Origin of the sequence: Rhizobium sp. BR 315 (assembly GCF_050577975.1) — a bacterium.
In the GTDB taxonomy this organism is placed as follows: domain Bacteria; phylum Pseudomonadota; class Alphaproteobacteria; order Rhizobiales; family Rhizobiaceae; genus Rhizobium; species Rhizobium miluonense.
This window is the reverse complement of record NZ_JARWKZ010000002.1, coordinates 266,398-290,260: the sequence shown is the minus strand read 5'-3', so window position 1 is coordinate 290,260 and position 23,863 is coordinate 266,398. Positions and strand designations below refer to the sequence as shown.

At 59.7% G+C, this 23,863-nt stretch carries 21 protein-coding genes; 7 read left to right on the top strand and 14 right to left on the bottom strand.

Going from position 1 to position 23,863, the window contains the following annotated elements:
* Positions 1-128 precede the first annotated feature (128 nt).
* Positions 129-665, bottom strand: a complete 537-nt coding sequence (gene recX, locus QD409_RS03825) for a recombination regulator RecX (RefSeq protein ID WP_092847382.1) — start codon at positions 663-665, stop codon at positions 129-131.
* A 280-nt stretch (positions 666-945) separates the two neighbouring features.
* On the opposite strand from recX, the gene QD409_RS03820 reads away from it, so the two are divergent.
* A complete protein-coding gene (locus tag QD409_RS03820; protein WP_092847384.1) occupies positions 946-1,977 on the top strand; it encodes an aldo/keto reductase in 1,032 nt (343 codons plus the stop codon).
* Between the two features lie 82 nt (positions 1,978-2,059).
* Here QD409_RS03820 and QD409_RS03815 read toward each other — a convergent pair whose 3' ends face one another.
* Positions 2,060-3,094 carry an aldo/keto reductase gene (locus QD409_RS03815; protein WP_092847386.1) on the bottom strand — a complete coding sequence of 345 codons (1,035 nt, stop codon included), beginning with the start codon at positions 3,092-3,094 and terminating at the stop codon, positions 2,060-2,062.
* A 93-nt stretch (positions 3,095-3,187) separates the two neighbouring features.
* Here QD409_RS03815 and QD409_RS03810 point away from each other — a divergent pair, with 93 nt between their 5' ends.
* On the top strand, positions 3,188-4,090 hold the full coding sequence (locus tag QD409_RS03810) for a LysR family transcriptional regulator (RefSeq protein ID WP_092847388.1): 903 nt from the start codon (positions 3,188-3,190) through the stop codon (positions 4,088-4,090).
* 60 nt (positions 4,091-4,150) lie between these two features.
* On the opposite strand, the gene QD409_RS03805 is transcribed toward QD409_RS03810, so the two are convergent.
* The 4 genes from QD409_RS03805 to msuE all read right to left on the bottom strand — a co-directional run bounded on the left by QD409_RS03805 (position 4,151) and on the right by msuE (position 6,368).
* The gene (locus tag QD409_RS03805; protein WP_092847390.1) at positions 4,151-4,810 is read right to left on the bottom strand and encodes a peroxiredoxin; all 660 of its coding nucleotides are present in this window, start codon (positions 4,808-4,810) and stop codon (positions 4,151-4,153) included.
* A 116-nt stretch (positions 4,811-4,926) separates the two neighbouring features.
* Positions 4,927-5,511, bottom strand: a complete 585-nt coding sequence (locus QD409_RS03800) for an RBBP9/YdeN family alpha/beta hydrolase (RefSeq protein ID WP_092847392.1) — start codon at positions 5,509-5,511, stop codon at positions 4,927-4,929.
* Between the two features lie 58 nt (positions 5,512-5,569).
* On the bottom strand, positions 5,570-5,746 hold the full coding sequence (locus QD409_RS03795; RefSeq protein WP_245297990.1) for a hypothetical protein: 177 nt from the start codon (positions 5,744-5,746) through the stop codon (positions 5,570-5,572).
* Between the two features lie 61 nt (positions 5,747-5,807).
* Positions 5,808-6,368, bottom strand: coding sequence for an FMN reductase (gene msuE / locus QD409_RS03790; protein ID WP_092847451.1), 561 nt, complete (start codon positions 6,366-6,368; stop codon positions 5,808-5,810).
* 406 nt (positions 6,369-6,774) lie between these two features.
* On the opposite strand from msuE, the gene QD409_RS03785 reads away from it, so the two are divergent.
* Together QD409_RS03785 and QD409_RS03780 are read left to right on the top strand one after the other, a co-directional pair.
* Positions 6,775-7,770, top strand: coding sequence for an ABC transporter substrate-binding protein (locus QD409_RS03785; RefSeq protein ID WP_092847395.1), 996 nt, complete (start codon positions 6,775-6,777; stop codon positions 7,768-7,770).
* 210 nt (positions 7,771-7,980) lie between these two features.
* On the top strand, positions 7,981-9,423 hold the full coding sequence (locus QD409_RS03780) for a family 16 glycosylhydrolase (RefSeq protein WP_092847397.1): 1,443 nt from the start codon (positions 7,981-7,983) through the stop codon (positions 9,421-9,423).
* Between the two features lie 29 nt (positions 9,424-9,452).
* Here the strand turns inward: QD409_RS03780 and QD409_RS03775 are convergent, their stop codons facing one another.
* From QD409_RS03775 to htpG, 4 genes are all read right to left on the bottom strand, one after another.
* Positions 9,453-10,763: an HlyD family type I secretion periplasmic adaptor subunit gene (locus tag QD409_RS03775; protein WP_092847399.1), complete on the bottom strand. Its 1,311-nt coding sequence runs from the start codon at positions 10,761-10,763 to the stop codon at positions 9,453-9,455.
* Entirely contained in the window at positions 10,760-12,496 is a 1,737-nt protein-coding gene (locus QD409_RS03770; protein ID WP_092847456.1) for a type I secretion system permease/ATPase, read from the bottom strand. Before QD409_RS03770 ends, QD409_RS03775 begins: the two co-directional genes overlap by 4 nt.
* A 330-nt stretch (positions 12,497-12,826) precedes the next feature.
* Complete coding sequence (locus QD409_RS03765; RefSeq protein WP_092847460.1) at positions 12,827-13,600, bottom strand: siderophore-interacting protein; 774 nt, start codon at positions 13,598-13,600, stop codon at positions 12,827-12,829.
* 277 nt (positions 13,601-13,877) lie between these two features.
* The gene (htpG, locus tag QD409_RS03760; protein WP_092847402.1) at positions 13,878-15,764 is read right to left on the bottom strand and encodes a molecular chaperone HtpG; all 1,887 of its coding nucleotides are present in this window, start codon (positions 15,762-15,764) and stop codon (positions 13,878-13,880) included.
* 915 nt (positions 15,765-16,679) lie between these two features.
* Between htpG and QD409_RS03755 the strand changes: the two genes are divergently transcribed.
* Positions 16,680-16,853, top strand: a complete 174-nt coding sequence (locus QD409_RS03755) for a hypothetical protein (protein ID WP_086005378.1) — start codon at positions 16,680-16,682, stop codon at positions 16,851-16,853.
* Between the two features lie 83 nt (positions 16,854-16,936).
* Here the strand turns inward: QD409_RS03755 and QD409_RS03750 are convergent, their stop codons facing one another.
* Both QD409_RS03750 and QD409_RS03745 read right to left on the bottom strand, forming a co-directional pair.
* Complete coding sequence (locus QD409_RS03750) at positions 16,937-17,770, bottom strand: alpha/beta fold hydrolase (RefSeq protein ID WP_092847462.1); 834 nt, start codon at positions 17,768-17,770, stop codon at positions 16,937-16,939.
* Positions 17,771-18,121: 351 nt separating this feature from the next.
* Positions 18,122-19,126 carry an alpha/beta hydrolase gene (locus QD409_RS03745; protein ID WP_425348530.1) on the bottom strand — a complete coding sequence of 335 codons (1,005 nt, stop codon included), beginning with the start codon at positions 19,124-19,126 and terminating at the stop codon, positions 18,122-18,124.
* Positions 19,127-19,514: 388 nt separating this feature from the next.
* On the opposite strand from QD409_RS03745, the gene QD409_RS03740 reads away from it, so the two are divergent.
* Positions 19,515-20,426: an acetamidase/formamidase family protein gene (locus tag QD409_RS03740; RefSeq protein WP_092847406.1), complete on the top strand. Its 912-nt coding sequence runs from the start codon at positions 19,515-19,517 to the stop codon at positions 20,424-20,426.
* A 71-nt stretch (positions 20,427-20,497) separates the two neighbouring features.
* On the opposite strand, the gene QD409_RS03735 is transcribed toward QD409_RS03740, so the two are convergent.
* Both QD409_RS03735 and QD409_RS03730 read right to left on the bottom strand, forming a co-directional pair.
* Positions 20,498-22,240 carry a cation:proton antiporter gene (locus QD409_RS03735; protein ID WP_092847408.1) on the bottom strand — a complete coding sequence of 581 codons (1,743 nt, stop codon included), beginning with the start codon at positions 22,238-22,240 and terminating at the stop codon, positions 20,498-20,500.
* 170 nt (positions 22,241-22,410) lie between these two features.
* On the bottom strand, positions 22,411-23,457 hold the full coding sequence (locus QD409_RS03730) for an NAD(P)-dependent alcohol dehydrogenase (protein ID WP_092847410.1): 1,047 nt from the start codon (positions 23,455-23,457) through the stop codon (positions 22,411-22,413).
* Positions 23,458-23,714: 257 nt separating this feature from the next.
* Between QD409_RS03730 and QD409_RS03725 the strand changes: the two genes are divergently transcribed.
* Positions 23,715-23,855, top strand: coding sequence for a hypothetical protein (locus QD409_RS03725; RefSeq protein ID WP_159432158.1), 141 nt, complete (start codon positions 23,715-23,717; stop codon positions 23,853-23,855).
* The last annotated feature ends 8 nt before the right edge of the window (positions 23,856-23,863 follow it).

Here is a 23,863-nt window from a genome sequence, read left to right as displayed (position 1 = left end):
GCAAACAGGCGATGCACGTCGCCACGGCGAGTAATCGAATAGCTGCTTTCACGAACTTCCCCTGCACGCCCTACTCAAGCGTGGCGAAACTAGCGGGTGACCTCAGCTATTTCAATGAGCATCAGGCGTCAGAATGCGGAGGCCGACTGCAATAGCTCTTCGGCATCCTCTCGCTCCATGTCGAAAACCCTTTTGCCGATGGCGAAGCTGAAGCCATTGCGGGCAAAGGCTGACAGTTCCTTCGTCTTGCGCTTCTCATCAAGATCGCCGCGCCGGAAGGGCCCGAAACCTCGCTTTCTGGCAAAGATGACGGCGGAGTGGAGATCGTCGACTTCTTCCACTGCCGCGACGACCGTTTCGCCGTCAATGCCTTTGGACGCGAGCCTGAAGGCGATGGCTTTCTTCGATTTGCCGGAGCGAACTGCCGAGCGCGTGCTGATCTCGGCATAAGCGACATCATCGAGCACTTTCAGCTCATAGGCGAATTTGACGGCAAAATCGGCAAGCGCCTTGATCTGAGCGTCGCTGATATCCTCGAACTTCTGTTTCGCTTTTTTGGCGATCGCATCGAACAGCTGCTTCTCCGTCATCATCCGGCGTTCGAGGCGGTAGATCGTGGAGTTGCGCGCCCAGGAGAGCATGCGGCTTGTCGGCGTTTCATCCATGAAGGGGGGCATTCGGCAAAAGGAGAATCATAACAAAGGGGATCTTAGCGCGGGCCAAGCGACCCAGGCAACGAATGCGGTTTTCGGCCCAAATTCGCTTGGTAATCATGGGATGATTGGCTATGGTGATAGTGCGGCCGCGGCAATAACACGCCGAGCGTCGAACCCCATCGACGGTGGAGGCCGTCTCAAGCACCACATTGCTATGGATCACGGAGCCTGCAGCTCTCCCGACCGCTTTGCCGATCGGGGACCAGCGCTCCGTTCAGAGGAGGCAGGAATGGATTATCGCAAGCTCGGCCCAAGCGGGGCCGTCGTCACGGCCTATTGCCTTGGCACCATGACTTTCGGCGCGGAAGCGGACGAGGCGGCGTCACATAGGCTTCTTGACGATTATTTCGCATGGGGCGGCAATTTCATCGACACCGCCGACGTCTATAGCGCCGGCAAGTCGGAGGCGATCATCGGCCGCTGGCTGAAGGCCCGTCCGACCGAGGCCCGCCAGGCCGTCATCGCCACCAAAGGCCGGTTCCCGATGGGCACGGGACCGAACGACCTCGGACTTTCGCGCCGGCATCTCGGTCAGGCGCTGGACGATTCCCTGCACCGTCTCGGCATCGAGCACATCGATCTCTACCAAATACATGCCTGGGATGCCTTGACGCCGATCGAGGAAACGCTTCGCTTTCTGGACGATGCAGTGCGCGCCGGCAAGATCGGCTATTACGGCTTTTCCAACTATGTCGGCTGGCATATCGCCAAGGCAGCCGAGATCGCCAAGGCGCGTGGATACACACGCCCAGTCACGCTGCAGCCGCAATACAATCTGCTTGTTCGCGACATCGAGCTTGAGATCGTCGATGCCTGCCTGGATGCCGGCATAGGCCTGCTTCCATGGTCGCCGCTCGGCGGCGGCTGGCTGACGGGCAAATACAAGCGCGATGAAACGCCGACCGGCGCCACCCGGCTTGGCGAAAATCCCAATCGCGGCAGCGAATCCTTTGCGCCGCGTAATGCGCAGGAACGGACTTGGGCAATCATTGCGGCCGTGGAAGAGATCGCCACGGCGCGCGGCGTCTCGATGGCGCAGGTGGCGCTTGCCTGGACGGCGGCGCGGCCAGCCATCAGGTCGGTCATTCTTGGTGCGCGCACGCCGGAGCAGCTTGCCGACAATCTCGGCGCCGCCGAACTGAAGCTATCCGAGGCGGAGATGGATAGGCTGAACGAAATCAGCGCACCCCAGCCCGCCGCCTATCCCTACGGCGAAAGCGGCCGGAACCAGCGCCATCGCAAGATCGAGGGCGGCCGGTGAAGATAAATTTGGCGGCGGAGCGACACCACCTCTGCCGCCAATTTCTCGTCATGGCGATTTCGGAGAGCTGCAAGCTCTCCGCTCAGACCAGAGGCGGATTGAGCCTGGCAAACCCCTCCTGCCGCCGATACGGAAAATAAGGATAGGGTGCTGCAACAGCACTGACTTTATCCAGCTTTTCGATCTGCTCCTTGGAAAGCGTCCAGCCGACCGCCTCGAGGTTTTGCCGCAACTGTTCTTCATTGCGCGCACCGATGATGACGCTTGCGACCGTCGGCCGGCTCAGCAGCCAATTGATCGCGATCTGCGGCACGCTCTTGCCGGTTTCGGCGGCAATCTCGTCAAGTACATCGACAATATCGAACAGCTTTTCGTCATCGACCGGCGGCCCGAAAGATGCCGTTTCGTGCAGGCGGCTGGTTTCTGGCAGCGGATGACCGCGCCGAATCTTTCCCGTCAACCTGCCCCATGCCAGCGGGCTCCAGACCAGCGCGCCGACATTCTGATCTGCACCCAGCGGCATCAGTTCCCATTCGTAGTCACGACCGGCAAGCGAATAATAGACCTGATGCGCGACATAACGCGCGTAGGACTGCCGCTCCGAGACGGCAAGGGATTTCATCAGCTCCCAGCCGGAGAAATTCGAAGCACCGACGTAGCGGATCTTGCCCGCCTTCACGAGGCCATCAAGTGTGGAAAGCGTCTCTTCGATGGGCGTCGAGGCATCAAAGGCATGGAGTTGCAGCAGGTCGATATAGTCTGTGCCGAGGCGATGCAAAGCTGCATCGACCGCCTTGATCAGCCGGGAGCGCGAGGCGCCCCAGTCGGCCGGTCCATCCCCCATCGGCAATGCGGTCTTGGTCGAAATCAGCACGGCGTCTCGCCTGCCGCGGATCGCCTGCCCAAGGATCTCCTCGGAGGCGCCGGCCGAATAGACATCGGCAGTGTCGAACAGATTGAGGCCGGCTTCGAGGCAGATGTCGATGAGACGGCGGGCCTCCGTCGCATCGGTCGTTCCCCAGGCGCTGAATAGCGGGCCGCTGCCGCCGAACGTACCGGCCCCGAAGCTCAGCACGGGTACTTTCAAACCGGAAGCACCAAGATTTCTGTAGTCCATCATCGATCTCCTTTGCTGTCCTGAATAGATAGACGCCTCAACTTCGTTGATATAGATTGCCGGAAAGAAACTGTTTTATGACTTGAATTCATCATGAGCCGTCAGGATATCAATCGCTCCGGGGAAATGGAGGTCTTCGTCCGTGCCGTGGAGCTTGGCGGCTTCACCGCGGCAGCAACAGCCTGCCGCATGACGCCCTCGGCCGTCAGCAAGCTCGTCACGAGGCTGGAGAAGCGTCTTGGCGCACGCCTCATCAATCGTTCGACCAGACGCCTGCAATTGACGCCGGAAGGCTGTGGCTTCTACGAGCGCAGCGTCGCAATCCTTGCCGATATGGCAGAGGCGGAACGCCACGCTTCGGCGGGAGAGCAGGTTGCGGGGCATATCCGCATCAACACCAGCGGCTCTTTCGGCAATCACGTATTTGCCCCACTCATCCCGTCCTTTATGGCGCTCTATCCGGATGTCTCGCTCGAACTCGTGCACACCGACCGGGTCGTGGATCTGCTGGAAGAGCGGGCGGATGTCGCAATTCGCACCGGGCCGCTCAAGAGTTCGAGCCTTACCGCCCGCAAACTCGGCACGACGCGAAAAATGATCGTTGCATCGCCGGATTATCTGCGGCGGCACGGCGTTCCCAGCTCGCCGGCGGAGCTTGAAACGCATTGCCGCATCGGCTTTTCCTACTCTCGTGCGGTGGAAGGTTGGCCCCTGAGACTAGGCAGCCAGACAATGACACTTCCTGCGGCGCGCGGCATACAGGTCGGTGACGGCGAGGCCATGCGCCATCTGGCGCTGGCGGGCGCAGGTCTTGCACGCCTCCCTGCCTTTACCGTCAAATCCGATATTGAAGCCGGTCGACTAACGCCTGTCCTGGAAGAGCTCAATCCCGGTGATGTCGAGGAATTCTATGCCGTTTATATCGGCCAGGGTGGCCCGCTGCCAGCGCGCGTGCGGACGCTTCTGGAGTTCCTGCGCGAGAATGTCAGGCTTTGAAAAACGGTGCGGCCTATTGGGCCGCACCGCATTGATGAATGCGGTTGTCGTTACTCCCGCTCAGGCAGTCGGCTGACGGGTCTTGCGCAGATAAGGCAATACAGTATCGAACGAACCGAAACGCGTAATTGCGTCCTCGTTGGAAACGGCGGCGGTGATGATGACATCCTCACCTTGCTGCCAGTTGGCCGGAGTTGCGACCTGATGCTTGGCCGTAAGCTGGATCGAGTCGATGGCGCGGAGAATTTCGCCGAAGTTGCGGCCCGTGGTCATCGGATAGGTGAGGATCAGCTTGATCTTCTTGTCCGGGCCGATGACGAAGACGGAGCGAACGGTGGCGTTGTCGGCCGGCGTGCGTCCTTCCGAGCTTTCGCCGGCACCGGCCGGCAGCATGTCATAGAGCTTGGCAACCTTGAGATCCTTGTCGCCGATCAGCGGATATTCGACGTCGAAGCCGGTCGCCGTTCTGATATCGCTCTTCCATTTGACATGGCTTTCGACCGGGTCGACCGAAATACCGATGACCTTGACGCCGCGCTTGGCGAATTCCTGCTCCAGACCTGCCATTGCACCGAGTTCGGTCGTGCAGACAGGCGTGAAGTTCTTCGGATGGGAGAACAGAACGGCCCAGCCGTTGCCAATCCAATCGTGGAACTGAAGTTCGCCCTGCGTCGTCTCGGCGGAGAAATCCGGAGCGATGTCATTGATACGCAAACTCATCACATTACCTCCCAAATAAAAGCCTCACCGCGTGTCGTGGACAGCGGGCAGAGGACATGGTCAAAAGAGCCGCGGCAGTACAATGGCGCTGAATGCACGGTGTGAAAAGCCCTCTTTCAAGCCGAGGCGGCAACTGTCGCCGAAAAACCTTGGGGCTTGCGATGTCTCGCGCGCGCCTTCAACGCTTCGAGAAAGCCATAACCGCTTGGCCACCGTCCAAATCCGCTCGCAATATTGATGTGTCCGGCAAGGCCGATGTTGCGGACATCGGAATTCCAAAGCCGCCCGAACATGGTCAGCCGGTCGAGCGTCATATAGATATCGTTCAGGCTCCCGACTGTGATGCTGGGAAAAGGCAATGCCTCCGTTGGCATCGTGCCGAAGGAAAGATGGCCGGCGTGCAGCCTTTCGGTGACCGGAATATCGCAGGGCGCAACGAGAAGCGCGCCTTTCACCCTTCGCGCAGCCGGACGCCCCGCCAATCTGGCCGCCAGCAGGCAACCCAGGCTATGGGCGACGAGATAGGCTTCACCGGCATCCTCGAGCGCCGCCTCGAGGTTTTCCATCCAGCAACCGAAATAGGGAAAATCCCAGTCGGCTTGCTCGACAAGCCGGACGTCGGGCTTATCCTGCAGCCAATAGCGCTGCCAATGCCCTTCACCCGATCCGAACAATCCGGGCACGATGAGTACTCTGCTCATGATATCCTCGCAGCCGATTTCGGCGAGACCCGCAATACGAAGCCGGTGGCGCCTTCGTTCAATACCAGGGCGCCGGCGTGGAGCACCAATAATAGAGTTCGTAATCGCGGGCCGAAGGCTCCCGGTCGTAGCTTGCGACAAACGTCTCGTGTGTGGGTGCGGGACTGCCCTTCCGCTTACTCAACGGAGACAAGCCGAAGATCGTCTTCAGGCGACTGATGATATTCGATGTCATGCAACCCTCCATCTCGTTGAATTTAAAATTGAAAACCTGCCGGTCGAACCGGCGTTGCTCGCTATTCAGCGGCCGCCAGCACCGTCACCCGATGCGGAAAGAAGGCGGCCAACTCGCCGACGACCTCATTGATCCGGTTGGAAAGCTGTTCGGAGGAAACCCTGTAATCGGTGAAATCGCGATCCGCAGCATAGACCGCGGTCGGCAGCGTGTGGGCCATGAAGAAGCCGAAGAGCGGCCGCAGCTGGTGCTCCACCATCAACGCATGCCGGTCGCCGCCGCCGGTCGCGGTGATGATGATCGGCTTGGCGCGCAGCTCATGCGGATCGATAAGGTCGATGAGATGCTTGAAGAGCCCGGGATAGGATCCCTTGAAAGTGGGTGAACCGATGATCAGCGCGTCCGACGAGACGATATCGTCAATCACGTTCTTCGCCTGAGCGTCGAGATCCTTGCGCCATTGCGCCACCCCGAGCGAAGAACCGACATCGTGCAGGTCGTAAACCTTGCTGGTAAATCCGTAGCGGTCGCCCGCCAGACCGGCGACGGTCTGGACCAGTGCGTAGGTCTTGGACGGACGGTTGAAGCTGCCGGCAATGCCGACCAATTTAGGCGCACTCATTTTCATCCCTTTCCGAACGTCGGACATGTGTTCGATAGTGCGAATATTGTCCACAAATTTTGTAGATTAAAAGAAACAGCCATCTCTCAGTTCCACCGAAAGGGGAAATCTGTTTCCTGCATCGGGACCGCTTGGATCAGCCTTGCCTATCAGGCCGAGGCGCCTTGGCGACCGATCGCTCAAAGTCATTTCCTGTGGGAAAGCTAAAAAACTTCATGCCGCCAACGCATGACCGGGACACGCATATGGCAGTAATCCCCACGCATCCCGACCGTGACGGTTGATCGGGATTGGCCCCGGCATAGCCTTGACGCAGCCGAGGTATCGCAAAGCGAAGGGAAACAGTCGGCGGGTTCTGCCGCGACGCCCTTCCGCAACAGCAACATCAGGACCTTGGGGGTCTTAAATGAGAAAGCATATCGCTGCCGCCGTCTTCGCTGCAGCACTCTATACCTTTGCCGGCGCCGCACATGCCGATTGCGGCTCGGTCTCAATCGCCGAAATGAACTGGGCGTCGGCCGGCGTTGCGGCAAATGTCGACAAGATCATCCTCCGGGAAGGTTATGGCTGCTCGGTCGACCTTGTCACCGGCGATACGCTGCCGACCTTCACCGCCATGAACGAAAAGGGCCAGCCCGACGTCGCGCCGGAGCTTTGGATCAATGCGGTGCGCACGCCGCTGGATCAGGCCGTTTCCGAGGGCAGGCTGGTTATCGCGGCCGGCATTCTTTCCGAAGGCGGCCAGGACGGCTGGTGGATTCCGAAATTCCTGGCCGACGCCCATCCCGAAATCAAGACCGTCCAGCAGGCATTGGAACATCCCGAGTTCTTCCCCTCGCCGAATGATCCGAAGAAGGGCGTCATCTACAATTGCCCGCCCGGCTGGCAATGCCAGGCCTCGCTCGGCAATCTTTTCCGGGCGCTCGATGGCGAGAAAAAGGGATTTGAAATCGTCGAAACAGGTTCTGCCGCCGCGCTCGACGGTACGATCGCCAATGCCTTCGAGAGGAAGACCGGCTGGCTCGGCTATTACTGGTCGCCAACCGCAATCCTCGGCAAGTACCCGATGGTACGCTTGTCTTTCGGCGTTCCCCACGACAAGGCCGAATGGGATGCCTGCACCTCGGTGATCGATTGCGCCAACCCGAAGGTCAACTCCTACCCCGTCTCGGAAGTCTTTACCGTCGTCACCAAGCAATTCGCCGAGAAAGCCGGGGTCGCTGCGGACTATCTGAAGAAGCGGAAATGGACGAATGATGTGGTGAACAGCGTCCTTGCATGGCAGACGGATAATCAGGGCACCAATGAAGATACTGCGAAGTATTTTCTGAAGACCCATGAGGACATCTGGACGACTTGGGTCAGTCCGGAAATCGCCCAGAAGGTGAAGGCTTCTCTCTAAGAGAACAACCCCGGCGACGCGACACACGATCGCGTCGCTACCCCGTATGCCATGCTCGCATGCGATCCCGTGAGCTGACCTGGATAATACGACGAAAAAACTGGCTCCAGGGGGTGGGCAGAAAAACAAAGCACGCTATCTGATGCATATGAGTGGGGAGACATATTAGGTCGATGGAGGAGATAATCCGGCACATGGAAGAGGCTTCTCATGCGTAAATCTGTCTTGAATGCTCTTGGACAACCACTTTACTACAGCGACTCATCGACTGGTTTCTTTTCCGCTACCGGCTCGGGTCCGGTGCTCAACGGTACCGCCGGCAACGACTCCATGTGGGGCGACGCCTCCGTCAATGTGACGATGACGGGCGGTACCGGCGACGATATCTATTATCTCTATTCCAGCATCAACCGCGCCTATGAAGCGCCCAACGCCGGTATCGACACCATCAACACCTGGATGGATTACACGCTGCCTGCCAATTTCGAAAATCTCACGGTGACGGGCAACAATCGTCATGCCTATGGCAATGATGCCGACAATATCATCACAGGCGGCAGTGGCAGCCAGACGATCGACGGCGGCGCCGGCAACGACGTGCTCACCGGCGGCGGCGGCGCCGATACCTTTATCATCACCAAGGGCAATGGCAGCGACCTCATCACCGATTTCAGCGACGACGACAAGGTCAGGCTCAATCAGTATGCCTTGACGTCATTCGATCAGGTCGTCAGCCATTCCACCCAGGAAGGTGCCAATGTCCGGCTCGATCTCGGCAATGGCGAAAGCCTGGTCCTCGCCAACAAGACCGTCTCCGATCTTCACGCAGACCAGTTCCAGCTCGGGCTTGACAGATCGTCGCTGACGCAGACCTTTTCGGACGATTTCAATACGCTTTCGCTGCACCAGGGAACCCAAGGCACCTGGGATGCGAAATATTCCTGGGCGCCGGAAAAGGGCAGCAGCCTGAACGGCGAGTTGCAATGGTATGTCAATCCAGCCTACGGGCCGACGGCATCCGCAAACCCGTTTTCCGTCTCCGACGGCATCCTGACGATCACGGCAAAACAAACCCCGGATGCATTGAAATCGATCGTTGAGAACCATGATTATACGTCAGGCATTCTGACCACTCATTCTACCTTCTCTCAGACCTACGGTTATTTCGAAATGCGGGCGGAGATGCCGCATAACCAGGGCGTCTGGCCTGCTTTCTGGCTGCTGCCGGAGGACGGATCCTGGCCGCCGGAACTCGACGTGGTGGAAATGCGCGGGCAAAATCCCGATACGGTCAACGTGACGGTTCATTCGAATGCCACCGGTCAGCACACGATGAATTCGATCCCGGTCGAGGTACCGAGCACCGACGGTTTCCACAATTACGGCGTGCTCTGGGAAAAGGATCAGATCGTCTGGTATTTCGACGACGTTGCGGTCGCCCATGCCGCTACGCCTGCCGATATGCACAGCCCGATGTATATGCTGGTCGACCTCGCCGTCGGCGGCGTGGCGGGCACTCCGACGGACGGGCTGCCGAACGGATCCGAGATGAAGATCGACTACATCAAGGCTTATTCGCTGGACGACCATGCCGCCCAGCTCGCCGCTTCAACCCATTCCACCCATACGACGGCGACGGACTGGCACATCTAAAGACGACAAGGGCACCTCATTGAGGTGCCCTAATCCTCCTTGAATGCGCGCTTGATCTGATCGGTCATCGGTTTCGTCAGATAGGCCAGGACGCTTCTCTGGCCTGTCTGCATGAAGGCCTCCACCGGCATGCCCGGCAGGGGCGTCAATTGCCCCAGGCGGCCCCATTCCTGCTTTGGCACCCTTGCCCGCACGACATAATAGCTCTGGCCCGAACGCTGATCGGTCATCAGATCCGCAGAGACGGTCTCCACATGCCCGTTCAGCTCAGGCGTGATCCGTTGATTGAAAGCGGGAAACCGCAATGATACCAACTGTCCGACGGCGACTTGGTCGATATCCTGCGGCGCAAGTTTCAGCTGGGCCACCAGCGCATCCCTGTCGGGGACGATCTGCATGATCGTCTCGGCCGGCGAGATCACCGCGCCCTCGGCATGGACGCTCGATTGATCCACGATGCCGGCCTGCGGCGACCTGATGTCGATCCGTTTGAGATCATCCTCGGCAGCAACCAGGCGCTCGGAAAACTGCCCGGTATCACTCTCCGCCTGGCGCAGCTGTTCGGAGACCTGCGAGCTGCGATCGGCATCGATCTGAAGGATCTGCAATTCTGTTTCAGCGATCTTACCGCGGGTCTGGGCGATCGACGAGACGAGATTGCCGAGATCGCCATTCAGCGAAGCGCTTTCACGCTGCAGCGAAAAGACCTTGGTTGCCGAAATAATGCCTTGGTTGAGCAGACCTTCGAGGCTACCTAGCTCCTTGGCGATCAAAGCAATTTCCCTTCGCTTGCCCTGCTCCTGCGCCACAAGACCTTCGATCTCCTGATTCAACTGCTGAATTCGCTCGCGCAGCTGCGATTTCTGACCTTCGCGTGATGCCAAGCGGTCTCGAAAAAGCTGTCGCTCTCCGGCCAGAATGGCCCTGACATCCTCACTGCCGATCGCGGAAAGCAGATCGGCCGGAAAGGCGATTTCGTCCTTGCCGTCGCGCTCGGCCACCAGGCGCGCGGTGCGCGCTGACAATTCGTTGAGGCGCTTGCGGATGATGGCGAGATTGGCCCTGGTCTGCGTGTCGTCCAGCCGCACAAGCGCCTGGCCTGCATCGACATGATCACCATTCTTCACGAAGATCGTGCTGGTAATGCCGCCCTTCAGATGCTTCACCGGTTTCACATAGCTGTCGACCACCAGGCTGCCGGAGGCAATCACCGCCCCGGAAATTTTGGTGGCGGCAGCGAGGCCTCCCATGACACCGAACAGCAGCAATATCGCGATCACCACAAACAGCGACAGCCGGCGAATGGCGCGTTCGGTTGATGGCGAAGGCGTCTCGCTCATCGTGCTTCCCCGCCGGCGATCGCAAGAGTTGCCGGTCCGGCAGGCTTGGGCGGCAATCCGAGAACATCCTTCTTCGGGCCGAATGCCTGCACCTGGCCGCCGGCAACGATCATCACCGTATCGGCAGCTGCAAGCGCGCTTGGCCTGTGGGCGATGACAACGGCGATACCGCCACGCTCACGCACACCCGTCAACGCTGCGGTCAGGCACGCCTCACCCTCGGCATCGAGGTTGGAATTAGGCTCGTCCAGCACCACCAGGAACGGATCTCCGTAAAGAGCGCGCGCCAAGGCGATGCGCTGCCTCTGGCCGGCTGAGAGCCGCGATCCCGCCTCCCCGATCATCGTATCGAAGCCATCGGGGAGCTTGACGATCATGTCATAGACGCCGGCAGCCTTCGCCGCTCTTATGACCGGCTCGGGCGCTACGTCCTTCACGAAGCGGGAAATATTGTCGGCGATCGAGCCCTCGAGGAGACCGACATCCTGCGGCAGGTAACCGACATGCCGGCCGAGCTCGTTCGCATCCCATTGCGACAACCCCGCCTTGTCGAGCCTGACGGTGCCGATTGCAATCGGCCAAAGGCCGGTCAACGCCCGAGCAAGCGACGATTTGCCCGATGCACTCGGGCCGATGATGCCAAGCACCGTGCCGGCCGATATTTTGAACGAGATATTGCGCAGGATGAAGTCTCTACCGCCGGGAGATATCACGCTGATATTTTCGACGCCGAGTTCGTTCACCGGTGCCGGCAGAGTGAGTACATGCTGCCCGTCCGGCGCGACATCGAGGAGGGCTGCAAGCCGCGCCCAGCCCTGACGGGCTGCAACAAAACCCTTCCACTGAGCGATCGCAAGCTCCACTGGAGCCAGCGCTCGCGTCACCAGGATCGAGCTTGCTATGATGATGCCGCCGGTCGCTTCCTGGCGAATGACGAGGATCGCACCGACCGCGAGCACGGCAGATTGAAGCATCATGCGCGCCATCTTTGCCGCGATCGTCAGCGCGCCGACGATGGTACCCGCGGCAGCCTGATGCCTCAGGTAGTCATCGTTCATTGCAGCCCATTTCTCGGTCAGCCGGCCTGCAAATCCCATCGAGATTGCGGCTTCCCAGTTTCGCCGCGCTGCTTGCGCGAAGCCGAGACGCGCGGCTGAAGACTTTGCCGCCTCGAGCGCCGGCCGTCGCGACAGTGTTTCGGCAAGCAAGGTGATGCCGACGAGCAGGACAGCGCCGCAGAGGGCGGTGACGCCGATCCAGACGTGAAACAGAAAGCAGAGTATCAGGTAGAAAGGCATCCAGGGCAGGTCGAAAAACGCGGTGGAACCACTGCCCGACAGGAAAGAACGGATTTGCTCCAGATCACGAACCGACTGCAATCCATCATCCGACGTCTGCTTTTGGGTTGGCAGGAACAAGAGCGAGCGGAAGACCCTTCCATTCAATCGCTCGTCGAGCGACATGCCGATCCGCGCAAGCAGCATGGAGCGCAGCAGCTCCAGCGCTCCCTGGAACAGGAACAGCGTCGCGACGATGACGACAAGTCCGGAAAGCGTCGGCAGGCTACGGCTCGGAATGACCCGGTCATACACCTGCAGCATGAAGAAGGAGCCGGTCAGCGCCAGCACATTGATGGCGGCGCTGGCAAGAGCGATGCTGAAGAAGGCCTTGCGCAATGACAAGAGCATCAGCGCGACGAAGGTCTGCGGCGGTTCTTTCGGGACGGCAAGCACCTCGCCTCGATCCTCAATATTGGCCGTCGCGAGCGACAGGAGTTTGCACAACGTTCGTCCGCACCGCCTCCCGCTCGGCGCTTGGAACCTGCAAAAGGACCGGTGATGACTTCGCCGCCGTTTCCATTTTGCACCTAACCTTCGGCGATCCCACGCAATTTAGGAAGCCGAAATCTTCCCTGATTCCAGTCCCGGTAAAGCCAATCTTGGCATCGAGCTACCGGACAGTTGTGCCATCAGATGGAGCAGGAACATTCATCGGCAAGGTCTGCCGGTCGTCACATCAGGACTGGCAGGCGTTTTTTTCATAAGCGCCTGCCATATCCAGCCTTATTCGAACTTCTCGGTTGTATCCGCTTTGCCTTTCACCCAGTAGCCGGATGCCTTGATCCAGCTCAGCGGATAGCCGCGCTCTTCGACGAGATAGGTTCGCAGCGCGCGTGTCACCGAGGCTTCGGCGGCAATCCAGACAAAGGTACCGGCCGTTAGCTCGACCGAACGAAGAATGTTTATCAGCGCAGACGCATCGGTCGCTCGCGACAAGGGCCGATGCGCCCAATGCATCGTCACCCGCGCTTCACCTTGAAGAACCTGATGCTCGGCTTCGTCAGCAACTGCGACGATGGCTGTGATGTGTGCATCGCCGCCGGCTTCCTCGATGCGTCTGCCGATTGCCGGCAAGGCCGTTTCGTCGCCGATGAGCAGCCAATTCTTGATGTCGTTGGAGATAACTGCGGAACCACGGGGGCCGCCGATCTCCAGCCTGTCGCCAACGCTGGCTTCAAGCGCCCATTGGGTAACGGGGCCTGCTTCATGAACGGCGAAATCGATGACGAGCGTGCGGGTAACGGTATCGTAACGACGGGGCGTATAGTCGCGTCGTTCCATTTCCTCGCCCGAACCCGGAACGAAGACCTTGATGTGGTCGTCGGGCGCGAGGCTGACGAAGTCGGCGAGATCCTCCCCGGAGAACTCGATGCGCAGCATGCCGGGTGTGACGTTCACGACGCTGGCGACGGTCAAGGAGCGCCGCTTCAGCTCATGGCGTACGCGCTCGATCTTCGGAGCCGAACCAATCGGATTTGACGTGTGTGGAGTATCCATCTGCATCCTTTCGAGGCTCTTTGGTCTCGATCCGCAGGACACAGTCGCGCAGACCGAAGCCGCAGAGCCGTTCGATCATACGCGTTGAGTGACGTTAACGCTTACGTGGCGGGACGATGCCCAGCCAATTCGCGTTTCTCTATAGAAGAGGAACGCCCATCTAGCAATAAAAAGATGATTATTTTAGACAAGATTTTAATCGCGAGGGACGAAGCGGTACTGTGATCCCCGGCTGAAGAGGCCGGCGCGTCTTTTCGAGCCGCGCCGGCCGCCTTGATTACCGGAGCGCTTTTTCCATCACCCGCACCAGTCGCTCGGCAAAAGCGCGCGGATCCGCCGGCTTGTCGCCATCGAGCACACGCGCCTGGTCGAGCAGCAGGAACGCCGCATCGTCACGCAGCGAGGGTGCATCGATCTTGGCAGCGATCGCCTTGACGACCGGGTGTTCCATATTGACTTCAAGGATCGGCTTGGCGCCGGACTGCAAGCGACCGGCCCCCTGCAGGATTTTCTCGAGCTGCCGGTCGTAGCCCTGCTCGGAAGCAACCAGGCAGACGGCGCTTTCGATCAGGCGATCGGAGGCGCGCACGTCGGAGACTTCGTCGGCAAGCTTTTCCTTAGCGAAATCGATGAAGGCCTGCACGTCGGCCGGAGCCGTCGCACTCTCCGGCTTGTCTTCATCCTGCTTTTTGAATTGCGTGAGATCCGCGGAACCCTGGGTGATCGACTTGAAGCTCTTGCCCTCGAATTCCGGAGCATTGGTGACCCAGAAGCTGTCGACGGAATCTGTCAGCAACAAAACTTCGATGCCGCGGGCGCGGAAGCCTTCGAGCTGTGGCGAAGCCTTCAGCTGCTCCAGGCTGCCGCCGACCAGATAGTAGATCGCCTGCTGGCCTTCCTTCACATCCTTGACGTAATCGGCGAGCGAGCGATAGCCGTCCGCAGATGCAGTCGTGCGAAAGCGCGACAAAGCCAGCAATTGCGCGCGGCGCTCGAAATCCTCGTAGATCCCTTCCTTGATCAGGCTGCCGAAGTTTTCCCAGATTTTCAGGAACGCATCATGGTCGCTCTCCGCCTGCTTCTCGATCGCGGTAATGATGCGATTGGTGACGCCTTTGCGGATCGCCGACAGGATCGCGCTTTCCTGGATCATCTCGCGCGAAACGTTAAGCGGCAGGTCGGCCGTGTCGACAAGACCGCGGACGAATCGGAGATAGCGCGGCAGCAATTCCGCCTCATCGGTGATGAAGACGCGCTTCACATAGAGCTTCATGCGGCCCTTGCGATCCGGGTCGAAGAGATCGAACGGCTGCGAGCCGGGCACGAAGGCGAGCGCCGAATATTCATGGCGGCCTTCGGCGCGGAAATGCACCGTCAGCGCCGGCTCGTCATACTGGCCCGAAACGCCGCGATAAAAATCGGTATATTCCTCGGCTGTGATGTCGTTCTTCGACTTGGTCCACAGTGCGGTTCCGTCGGTGAGCTGCGTGGCCTCCTCGCCGGGCTTCTCGGCGATCTTGATCGGCACCGGCACATGGCCCGACTGTTCCTTGACGATGCGCTCGACGGTCCAGCGCGATGCATAGCTCTTGGCATCTTCCATCAGATGCAGCGTGATGCGGGTGCCGCGCGCCGGAGCCGCGCTTGCGTCGACGGGGGAGACGCTGTAGCCGCCCTTGCCATCGGAAGACCAGAGCCAGGCGTCTTCGGCGCCGGCGCGACGCGAAACGACATCGACGTGATCGGCAACCATGAAGCAGGAATAGAAGCCGACGCCGAACTGGCCGATGAGCTGGGCGCCCTCGCCCTGCTTGTTGGCCTCGATGCGCTCCATGAAGGCGCGCGTGCCGGAGCGGGCGATCGTGCCGAGGGCCTCGATCATTTCGTCACGGCTCATGCCGATGCCGTTATCTTCCACGACGAGCTTGCCGTTATCGGCATCGAGCGTCAGCAGAATGCGGCTGTCGGGATCGTTCGCCAGCAAGCCGGGATGAGCAATCGCCTCGTAGCGCAGCTTCTCGCAGGCATCGGCTGCGTTCGAGATCAGCTCACGCAGGAATACATCCTTGTCCGAATAAACCGAGTGAACCATCATATGCAGAAGGCGGGCAACGTCGGCCTCGAAGACGTGGCTCTCGGCGGTCATTTCTGCGGTGGTTGTCATATGCGTCTAGTCTCCTGGGAATGTTGAAAGTCGCGCCGAACAGGTGGCGGATGACGGAAGAAATTTCAAGCGGGCGTTGTCACGCCAAGCTCAAAACAGGCGAATGGCCTTTCTTTCACAGGTAAAATCATTCGCCCGGCGGTTCCTCCATTTGGGCCTATCATACAGGATTTGCATCAGTGCGGCACGCCTGCGGCGCGGTGCAGCAACGACTGTCATAAGATCGGCAGCGGCATGCAGGTTCATTCCAGCCAATGACGAAACCGCCTCGCCGGCAGACGCAAGCTGCAGGTCATCTCCAGCGTTCCGTCATTGGATAGGAACGGCAGTCGAACAGTGTAAACCTCCCATCACTTGCATTGGCCGGAATATTGAACTATATAAGCTCCGTAACGTTGCTGGTGAGCGCTAACAAATTAGCCGCTCGCAATGTTTCGGTCGCTTTGCTCTTCTGACCACGGATGTACTGGCATTGGTGTAGGAGCGACAATCAGGAAGGTCGGCGCGTTTCGCTCCGGCCTTTTTTGTTGCCTGCCGTTTGGGGAGGCAACGTCATTGCCTTTCGACAGGCAGCAGAAGCAACCGCTGCCCGACGTGCACGGACTGCGATTGCCGCAAACCTGTCTGCACAAGCCATCCTCCATGATGAAGTCGCTGTGGAAACGGAGAGCCGCGGAGCCACAAGTTAGTCGATCGCCGACATCCGATTGGAAGCATGCCCACATTCGCGGCGGGTCCGGTCGATGATGCAGGTCAGGCCAATGCGCCGGCGCTTCCACGCTCGCGATATTTCACAGATCAAGGCCAACGAGCTGCCCGATGCCGCCAAGCTGCAGATGCGAGGGAGCCTGCCGCGCACCGGCTTGACTCCATGAAGTTCTCATGAGAACATAAAGTGAACAAATGGAGGCATCCATGACGAAAGCCGAACAAGTCATCGAACGTGCCATGACCTTTGTCGCTGTCTCGAAGGCCCTTCGGGAGCGCGAACAGGAACGGCGCGCCAACTGGACGCGCCGTGTCGAAATCAGCCGGCCGCTACCGCCATTGCCGCGCGCCGTTCAGCTCTCTTTGAAACTCGACAGCTGAACCGGCCAGGGTGGTAACAGCACCCGGCAGGCTGTGAAGCGCCCGCCTTTCGGCGGACGCCCTGCCCCTGCCCTGCGATCACATCAGGCCTTGATGAAGGCGAGCAAGTCCGCATTGATGACGTCTGCATGGGTCGTCGCCATGCCGTGCGGCAAGCCCTTGTAGACTTTCAGCGTGCCGTTCTTCAGCAATTTGACGGAGAGAAGCGCCGAGTCTGCGATCGGCACGATCTGATCGTCATCGCCATGCATGACGAGCGTCGGCACTTCGATCTTCTTCAGGTCTTCGGTGAAATCCGTCTCGGAGAAGGCCTTGATGCAATCGTAATGCGCCTTGGTTCCACCCATCATGCCCTGACGCCACCAATTGTCGATCACGCCCTGCGAAACGGCAGCGCCCGGGCGGTTGAAGCCATAGAACGGGCCTGCGGGGATATCACGGAAGAATTGCGCGCGGTTGGCGGCAAGTGCAGCGCGGAAGCCGTCGAAGACTTCAAGCGGCAGGCCGCCGGGATTCTTGTCGGACTTGACCATGATCGGCGGCACGGCGCCAATCAGCACAGCCTTCGAAACGCGCCCATGACCGCCATACTGAGCCACATAGCGGGCAACTTCGCCGCCGCCGGTCGAATGGCCGACATGAATAGCGCCTTTCAGGTCCAGGTGCTCGGCAAGCGCGGCAACGTCGGCTGCATAGGTATCCATCTCGTTGCCGGTTGCCGTCTGGCTAGAACGGCCGTGGCCGCGGCGATCATGGGCGATGACGCGATATCCCTGATTGAGGAAGAATATCATCTGGGCGTCCCAGTCATCGGAGCTCAAAGGCCATCCGTGATGGAAGACGATCGGCTGGCCCGTTCCCCAATCCTTGTAGAAGATCTGAGTTCCATCCTTGGTGGTGATCGTGCTGCTGCTCATTGTGTCCTTACCTTTCGAAGATTGCTTTTTGGAGGCTTGTGCAGGTTGAGCGAACGGCGTGGCGGCTGCGGCGACGAGGCCCAGCCCGGCTGCCATGACACCCCGGCGAGTAGCTTGATGGATCGACTGGCTCATTTCAATCTCCATGAATTTATCACGCGATCTATTATCGCGATATTTAAATGCATAAACGAGTTCCGTCGCGCTGTCCATCAGAAACTTGTTCCGCTATCATTTATCGCGATAAATAAAACTCGAGCCGGGACGATGCTGCGGCGGACGGCGGACAATCCACGCCTGCCGGCTCCATTCCTTACCCAATTTCGATGGCCGCGTTGCCGCCGCCCGGGCCTATGGCCCGGGCTTGTCGGCAAAATGTGAACTCGCGAACTCGGCGGCTCTTCCCCCCGCCTTCCTGGCATCGTCGAGCCAGAAGGGAAAAATCTGCCATTGGTGGATCATGCCGGGCCAGACTTCCAGGCTGACATTCCCGCCTGCCTGCTGCACCTTGTCCGCCAGCCGCCTGCTGTCGTCGAGCAGCGTCTCGCGTGATCCAACCTGGATCAGCAGCGGCGGAAAGCGGGCAAAACTGGCATAGAGCGGCGACAGATCGGGATCGACGGCTGAGTGGCCGCGCGCAACGGCATCATGAATGACTGCCAACTCGGCCTTGCCCATGAATGGATCCTGGGCAGCGTTGGCGGCCAGCGACTCTCCGGTTCCGGCAAAATCGGTCACCGGACTCATGGCAATGACGGCAGCGGGAAGCGCCCCGTTAAAACGGATCTGGTTCAGGACGACCTCGATAGCCAGGGTCGCTCCGACCGACTCGCCGGCAATCACGATGTTTCCGGCCTTGTATCCGGAAGACAAAAGCCAGCGGTAGGCGGCCATGGCATCGTTGATCTGTGCCGGAAAGCCGTAGTCGGGTGCGAGGCGATAGTCGATCAGCAGCACATCGGCCGATGCAGCCTTGGCAAGCAAGGCGGCGATGTTGCGGTGCGTTCTGAGCGAACCGCTATAGAAGCCGCCGCCATGCAGATAGAGAATTGCCCGTCGGCCGATAGGGTGATGCAACCGGGCCGGCCATACCAGATTGGCGTCGATCCCATTGGCATCGACATGACGAATCTGCACGCGTGTCGGATCCGGCGTCGATGCCATCAGCTTTTCGAAGTCAGCGCGCCGCTGCACCAGATCCTTGTCGGACATAGCGCCATTCTGACGAATGGCGCCGATCAGCTTCTCGACCTGCTCGCTCGATGCCTTCGTCTGCTGCTCGACATCGGACGCCTGCGCCCTTGATGTCGTCAGCTCCGTCGAGAGGCCGGCAGCTATCAGGACACCGATTGCCATGGCAAAACGAAAGATGAAACGAAATGACCGGAACTCATTCATACAAATAGCCTTTTTCCCGCAAGGCCGCACACGATGTCGTGATGCCACGGTCGCAGAAATGCGACTTGTGTCAAGTATTGCAGGCGATATGAACTTGATTTCCATCTGCCGGACTGCCCAGTATGCCGCCAAAGAAGAGACCAGCCAGTATGATTTGATGCGGCTGCTCGAAGCCACGCATCTGGCATTTCATGCCCATACCAGACTTGCATCCGGATCAAGGCTTGCTACGGTCCTCCAGACTTCGATCCAATGTTCTGCAAATAGACGCGAACACGGCCTTTCCCGACACGGCAAAGCTGTCATAGGGTCTGGCCGAACGAAATTGTTAACAAGGTTCCGCAACATGGCGACGCACCGTTTCACCCCCACTCTCTATTACAATGTCATCGGTTCGCTGCCGCCGGCCCTGCATGTGGCCGACGGCGATACCGTGATTACCGAAACGCTGGATGCCGCCGGTTACGACAAGCATGGCGTTCACCGCATCTCAGGCCCCAATCCGATGAATGGTCCGATCTTCGTCGAAGGCGCGGAACCGGGCGATTCCCTCAAGGTCGAAATCCTGAGCATGGTACCGACGCGCGATACGGGTTTCACCCGCAGCGTCGTCGCAAGCAATGTTGTCGATCCTCAGGATGTGCGCGCGCTGCCCGCGAGCGAGAAGGTCATCTGGCAGATCGATCGCGAAGCCCTGACGACGAGGCTTGCCGAACCGGTCGCCGGCCTTGAGGCCTTCACGCTGCCGCTCGCACCGATGATCGGCTGCTTCGGGGTCGCGCCTTCGCTCGGCCAGGCCATATCGACCGCGACAAGCGGCGAATTCGGCGGCAACATGGACTATCGGCTGCTCGGACAAGGCACGACCATCTGGTTTCCGGTGGCGGCACCCGGCGCGCTCTTCTTCCTCGGCGATTGCCATGCCGTGCAGGGAGATGGAGAGATCGTCGGCACGGGGATCGAAACCACCTTCGAGGTGACGGTGCGGCTCAGCGTGGAAAAGAAAAAGACGATCATCTGGCCGCGCGGCGAAACGGCGGACGATATTTTCACCATCGGCAATGCCCGCCCGCTCGACCAGGCCTTGCAACACGCCACCAGCGAAATGCTGCGCTGGCTCGGCTCGGACTACGGGCTGGACAAGACGGCCGCCAGCCATCTGCTCGGTCAGGTCGTTCGCTACGATGTCGGCAATGTCTTCGACCCGGCTTACACCATGGCCTGCCGCGTTTCGAAATCCTGGCTGACGCGCCGGTAAGCACTTTCAGGAAAAGTGCGCAGCGGTTTTCCGTCCGGAATGCGTGAAGCCTCTCATGCGCCAGCCGGATATCAGCCGGCATCGAGCGACTGGTCGCGCCGCTGGCGCGACACGTTGCTCTCCTGCCGCTCCCGCGCCATGTGGCTGACGGCAGCGCGCAGCTGCGGATGCCGCGACATGAACAGGTTGAAGTCGCGGCGCTCCAGCACGAAGAGTTGACAGAAATCGACAGCAACGACATCGGCGGTGCGGCGCGCGCCGGTCAGCAGCGCCATTTCGCCGAAAAAGGAACCCGCGCCGAGCGGGATTTCGTCATCCTCAAGCTGTACTTCGACGGCACCGGAGGCGATGAAGAACATGCTGTCGCCACGATCGCCGGTGCGGATGACACGGTCGCCCGGCGAGGCCGATCGCGGCCGGAAGAGCAGAAGAAGCTCTTCATGCGCATTATCGTCCAACTCGGCAAACATCGGGAATGTTTCGATCAGCTGCTCGATCTCGAGATTATGCTGGCGATCGCGCTCCTCGCGCTGCTTGTTGATGACGGCCAGTTCGCGGCGAAGGCCATCCTGCTTTGCCATGCCGTATTTGTTCGCCAGCGACGGCCACCGGGAGAACGTCCATTTCTCTAGTTTTTCGATGGCAAAGAAAGCCAGCGGATTGAGCGTGATCGACAGGATCGCGCCTGCGAGAATGAGATCCTGCCCTTCACGGGACAATAGACCCAGCGAAACGCCGAGCCCGGCCAGGATGAAGGAGAATTCACCGATCTGCGCCAGGCCGGCTGCCACTGCAAAGCCCATGCTGGCGGGATAGCGCAGCAACAGCACGACGCCGAAAGCAATCATCGACTTGCCCAGCATGATCAGCGCCAGCACGCCGATGATCATCAGCGGTTCGCGGATCAGGACCGATGGATCGAAAAGCATGCCGACCGAAACGAAGAACAGCACCGAAAAGGCATTCTGCAATGGCAGGGAGTCGGCTGCTGCCCTGTGGCTGAGATGGGATTCACTCATTACGAGGCCGGCAAAGAAGGCGCCGAGCGCGAAGGAAACCCCGAATATTTCCGCGGCGCCAAAGGCAATGCCGAGCGCGATCGCCAGAACCGACAGCGTAAACAGCTCGCGCGAGCCGGTGCGCGCCACCGACGTCAACAGCCAGGGCACAATGCGCGGGCCGAGGAAGATCGCGACGGCGGCGAAAGCCACGACCTTGACGAGCGTCATGCCGATCGTCAGCCAGATCGAACCCGAAGCCGCATGATCGCCTGCCTCCGCATGGCCGCCCATGACACCGGCGAAGGCCGGCAGCAGGACGAGAGCGAGCACCATGGCCAGATCCTCGACGATGAGCCAACCCACAGCCACACGGCCATTCGTCGAACTCACCAGATTGCGCTCCTCCAGCGCCTTCAGGAGCACGACCGTACTGGCAACGGCGAGGCTCAACCCGAAGACCACGCCTGCGCCGATGCTCCATCCCCAGAGCGAGGTCAAACCGATACCCAGGACCGTGGCGATCATGATCTGGCCGATGGCGCCGGGAATGGCGACGCCGCGCACCGCCAAAAGGTCGGCGGCGGAGAAATGCAGACCGACGCCGAACATCAGGAGGATGACGCCGATCTCGGCCAATTGCGACGCCAGCGAGATGTCAGCGACGAAGCCGGGCGTGGATGAACCGATGATAACGCCGGCAACCAAATAGCCGACCAGCGGCGGCAGACGTAGCCTGTCGGCCACATAGCCGAAAACAGCCGCGAATACGAAGCCGGCGGCAATCAATGCGATCAATGCAACGTCGTGCGGCACGGCGGTCCTTCCCGTTTCACGGCGTTAAAGCCTGTTCCTCTTTGTTTCAGGCTACCTAGCATCGCTTCTGCCGGGCCGTCTACCGGTGATATGAAACTGAGAGGAAACATCGCCTTGCCGATACACGGCCCGATATCAGGCTGAAGACAAGGCGATGTGACAGTCGACGCTTACTGGTCGAGAACGATCTGCAACTTTACGTCGCTCGGCCGGGCCTCGACGGCGCGGTCGAAGGCCTCGATGGATTGTTCGAAGGCGAAGGTCTCCGAGATCAGCGGCTTGAGATCGACGCGGCCGGAAGCGATCAGCGCGATGGAGCGCTCATACTGATGCGCATAGCGGAAGACCGTCTCGATGCGGATTTCCTTGGTCGAGGCGGTGGAAACGTCGAAGCCGACCGGATTGACCGGCAGACCGACGGCGACGATGACACCACCCGGACGCGGCAGCTCCATCACGGTATCCCAAGCCTTGGGCGAACCAGAGCATTCGAAGATGACATCGGCACCCCAGCCGTCCGTCAGGCGGTTGACCTCTTCGATCAGGTTCTTTTCGCGAATATTGACGGGGATGACACCCTGGTACTGGGCAGCGATATCGAGCTTCGGTTGGGCAAGATCGGCAACGATCGCCCGCGCGCAACCGCCGGCAAGTGCTGCAACCGCCACCATGATACCGATCGGACCGGCCCCAAGCACCACGGCCGTATCGCCGGGCGTAATGCGCGCCTTGGTCGCCGCCTGCATGCCGACAGCGAAGGGCTCGACCATCGCGCCCTCCGCAAAGCTGACATTGTCGGGCAGCTTGAAAGTGTAATTGGCCGGATGAACGACAAAGGGCGTCAGCACGCCATGAATCGGCGGCGTCGCCCAGAAGGTGACGGCGGGATCGACATTGTACATGCCGAGGCGGCTCGCCTTGGAATTGGCATCGGGAACGCCCGGCTCCATGCAAACGCGATCACCGACCTTCAGATGCGTCACTCCGGCGCCGACTTCGACCACGGTGCCAGCGGCTTCATGGCCGAGCACCATCGGCTCGTTGACGATGAACGGGCCGATCTTGCCGTGCGTGTAATAGTGAACGTCAGATCCGCAGACACCGACGGTATGGATCTTGATCTTGACTTCTCCCCGCCCGGCCTCCTGCGGCAGTTCGATATCTCGGATCGCCAGCTCATGCTGACGCTCCAACACCAGGGCACGCACCTTGCTCATCACGTTTTTCCTCTTTCAAAGCCGTCACCGACCCCGCTGCCGCAGAGCCGAATTTCCTGTCCGTTATACCCGTCCGAATGGATGCCGCGAAACGATCTTTGCGCAGCAGCAGGCTAAATCGCATTCAAACGGCGCAATGCACCAACCTCGCATCCATGAATTTTAGGGAAAGCTCATTATTTAACGGACCTATTGCCAATATTGACTGGCGTTCCATTTCTTGTCTTTCTAATAATCGACGAGAGGAGGGGCTCACTATGGCAGTATACGATTGGACAGGTCAGCGTGTTCGCCGGATGAAAATGGTGCGCACGGCAAGCTTTGCAATGCTTCTGATTATCCTGATGGCGATACCCGCACTATTGCTGCACTACAATCTTATCCAGTACCCCTATTGAGCATCTTA

What these genes read in the sequence shown, in the direction of transcription:
- QD409_RS03810 (WP_092847388.1), top strand. Translation starts at nt 3,188, where the DNA reads ATGAGCCGTCAGGATATCAATCGCTCCGGGGAAATGGAGGTCTTCGTC.
- QD409_RS03805 (WP_092847390.1), bottom strand. Translation starts at nt 4,810, where the DNA reads ATGAGTTTGCGTATCAATGACATCGCTCCGGATTTCTCCGCCGAGACG.
- QD409_RS03745 (WP_425348530.1), bottom strand. Translation starts at nt 19,126, where the DNA reads ATGGCAATCGGTGTCCTGATAGCTGCCGGCCTCTCGACGGAGCTGACG.
- QD409_RS03775 (WP_092847399.1), bottom strand. Translation starts at nt 10,763, where the DNA reads ATGAGCGAGACGCCTTCGCCATCAACCGAACGCGCCATTCGCCGGCTG.
- QD409_RS03785 (WP_092847395.1), top strand. Translation starts at nt 6,775, where the DNA reads ATGAGAAAGCATATCGCTGCCGCCGTCTTCGCTGCAGCACTCTATACC.
- QD409_RS03815 (WP_092847386.1), bottom strand. Translation starts at nt 3,094, where the DNA reads ATGGACTACAGAAATCTTGGTGCTTCCGGTTTGAAAGTACCCGTGCTG.
- QD409_RS03800 (WP_092847392.1), bottom strand. Translation starts at nt 5,511, where the DNA reads ATGAGCAGAGTACTCATCGTGCCCGGATTGTTCGGATCGGGTGAAGGG.
- htpG (WP_092847402.1), bottom strand. Translation starts at nt 15,764, where the DNA reads ATGACAACCACCGCAGAAATGACCGCCGAGAGCCACGTCTTCGAGGCC.
- QD409_RS03795 (WP_245297990.1), bottom strand. Translation starts at nt 5,746, where the DNA reads ATGACATCGAATATCATCAGTCGCCTGAAGACGATCTTCGGCTTGTCT.
- QD409_RS03820 (WP_092847384.1), top strand. Translation starts at nt 946, where the DNA reads ATGGATTATCGCAAGCTCGGCCCAAGCGGGGCCGTCGTCACGGCCTAT.
- QD409_RS03740 (WP_092847406.1), top strand. Translation starts at nt 19,515, where the DNA reads ATGGCGACGCACCGTTTCACCCCCACTCTCTATTACAATGTCATCGGT.
- recX (WP_092847382.1), bottom strand. Translation starts at nt 665, where the DNA reads ATGGATGAAACGCCGACAAGCCGCATGCTCTCCTGGGCGCGCAACTCC.
- QD409_RS03755 (WP_086005378.1), top strand. Translation starts at nt 16,680, where the DNA reads ATGACGAAAGCCGAACAAGTCATCGAACGTGCCATGACCTTTGTCGCT.
- QD409_RS03750 (WP_092847462.1), bottom strand. Translation starts at nt 17,770, where the DNA reads ATGAGCAGCAGCACGATCACCACCAAGGATGGAACTCAGATCTTCTAC.
- QD409_RS03780 (WP_092847397.1), top strand. Translation starts at nt 7,981, where the DNA reads ATGCGTAAATCTGTCTTGAATGCTCTTGGACAACCACTTTACTACAGC.
- msuE (WP_092847451.1), bottom strand. Translation starts at nt 6,368, where the DNA reads ATGAGTGCGCCTAAATTGGTCGGCATTGCCGGCAGCTTCAACCGTCCG.
- QD409_RS03730 (WP_092847410.1), bottom strand. Translation starts at nt 23,457, where the DNA reads ATGAGCAAGGTGCGTGCCCTGGTGTTGGAGCGTCAGCATGAGCTGGCG.
- QD409_RS03725 (WP_159432158.1), top strand. Translation starts at nt 23,715, where the DNA reads ATGGCAGTATACGATTGGACAGGTCAGCGTGTTCGCCGGATGAAAATG.
- QD409_RS03765 (WP_092847460.1), bottom strand. Translation starts at nt 13,600, where the DNA reads ATGGATACTCCACACACGTCAAATCCGATTGGTTCGGCTCCGAAGATC.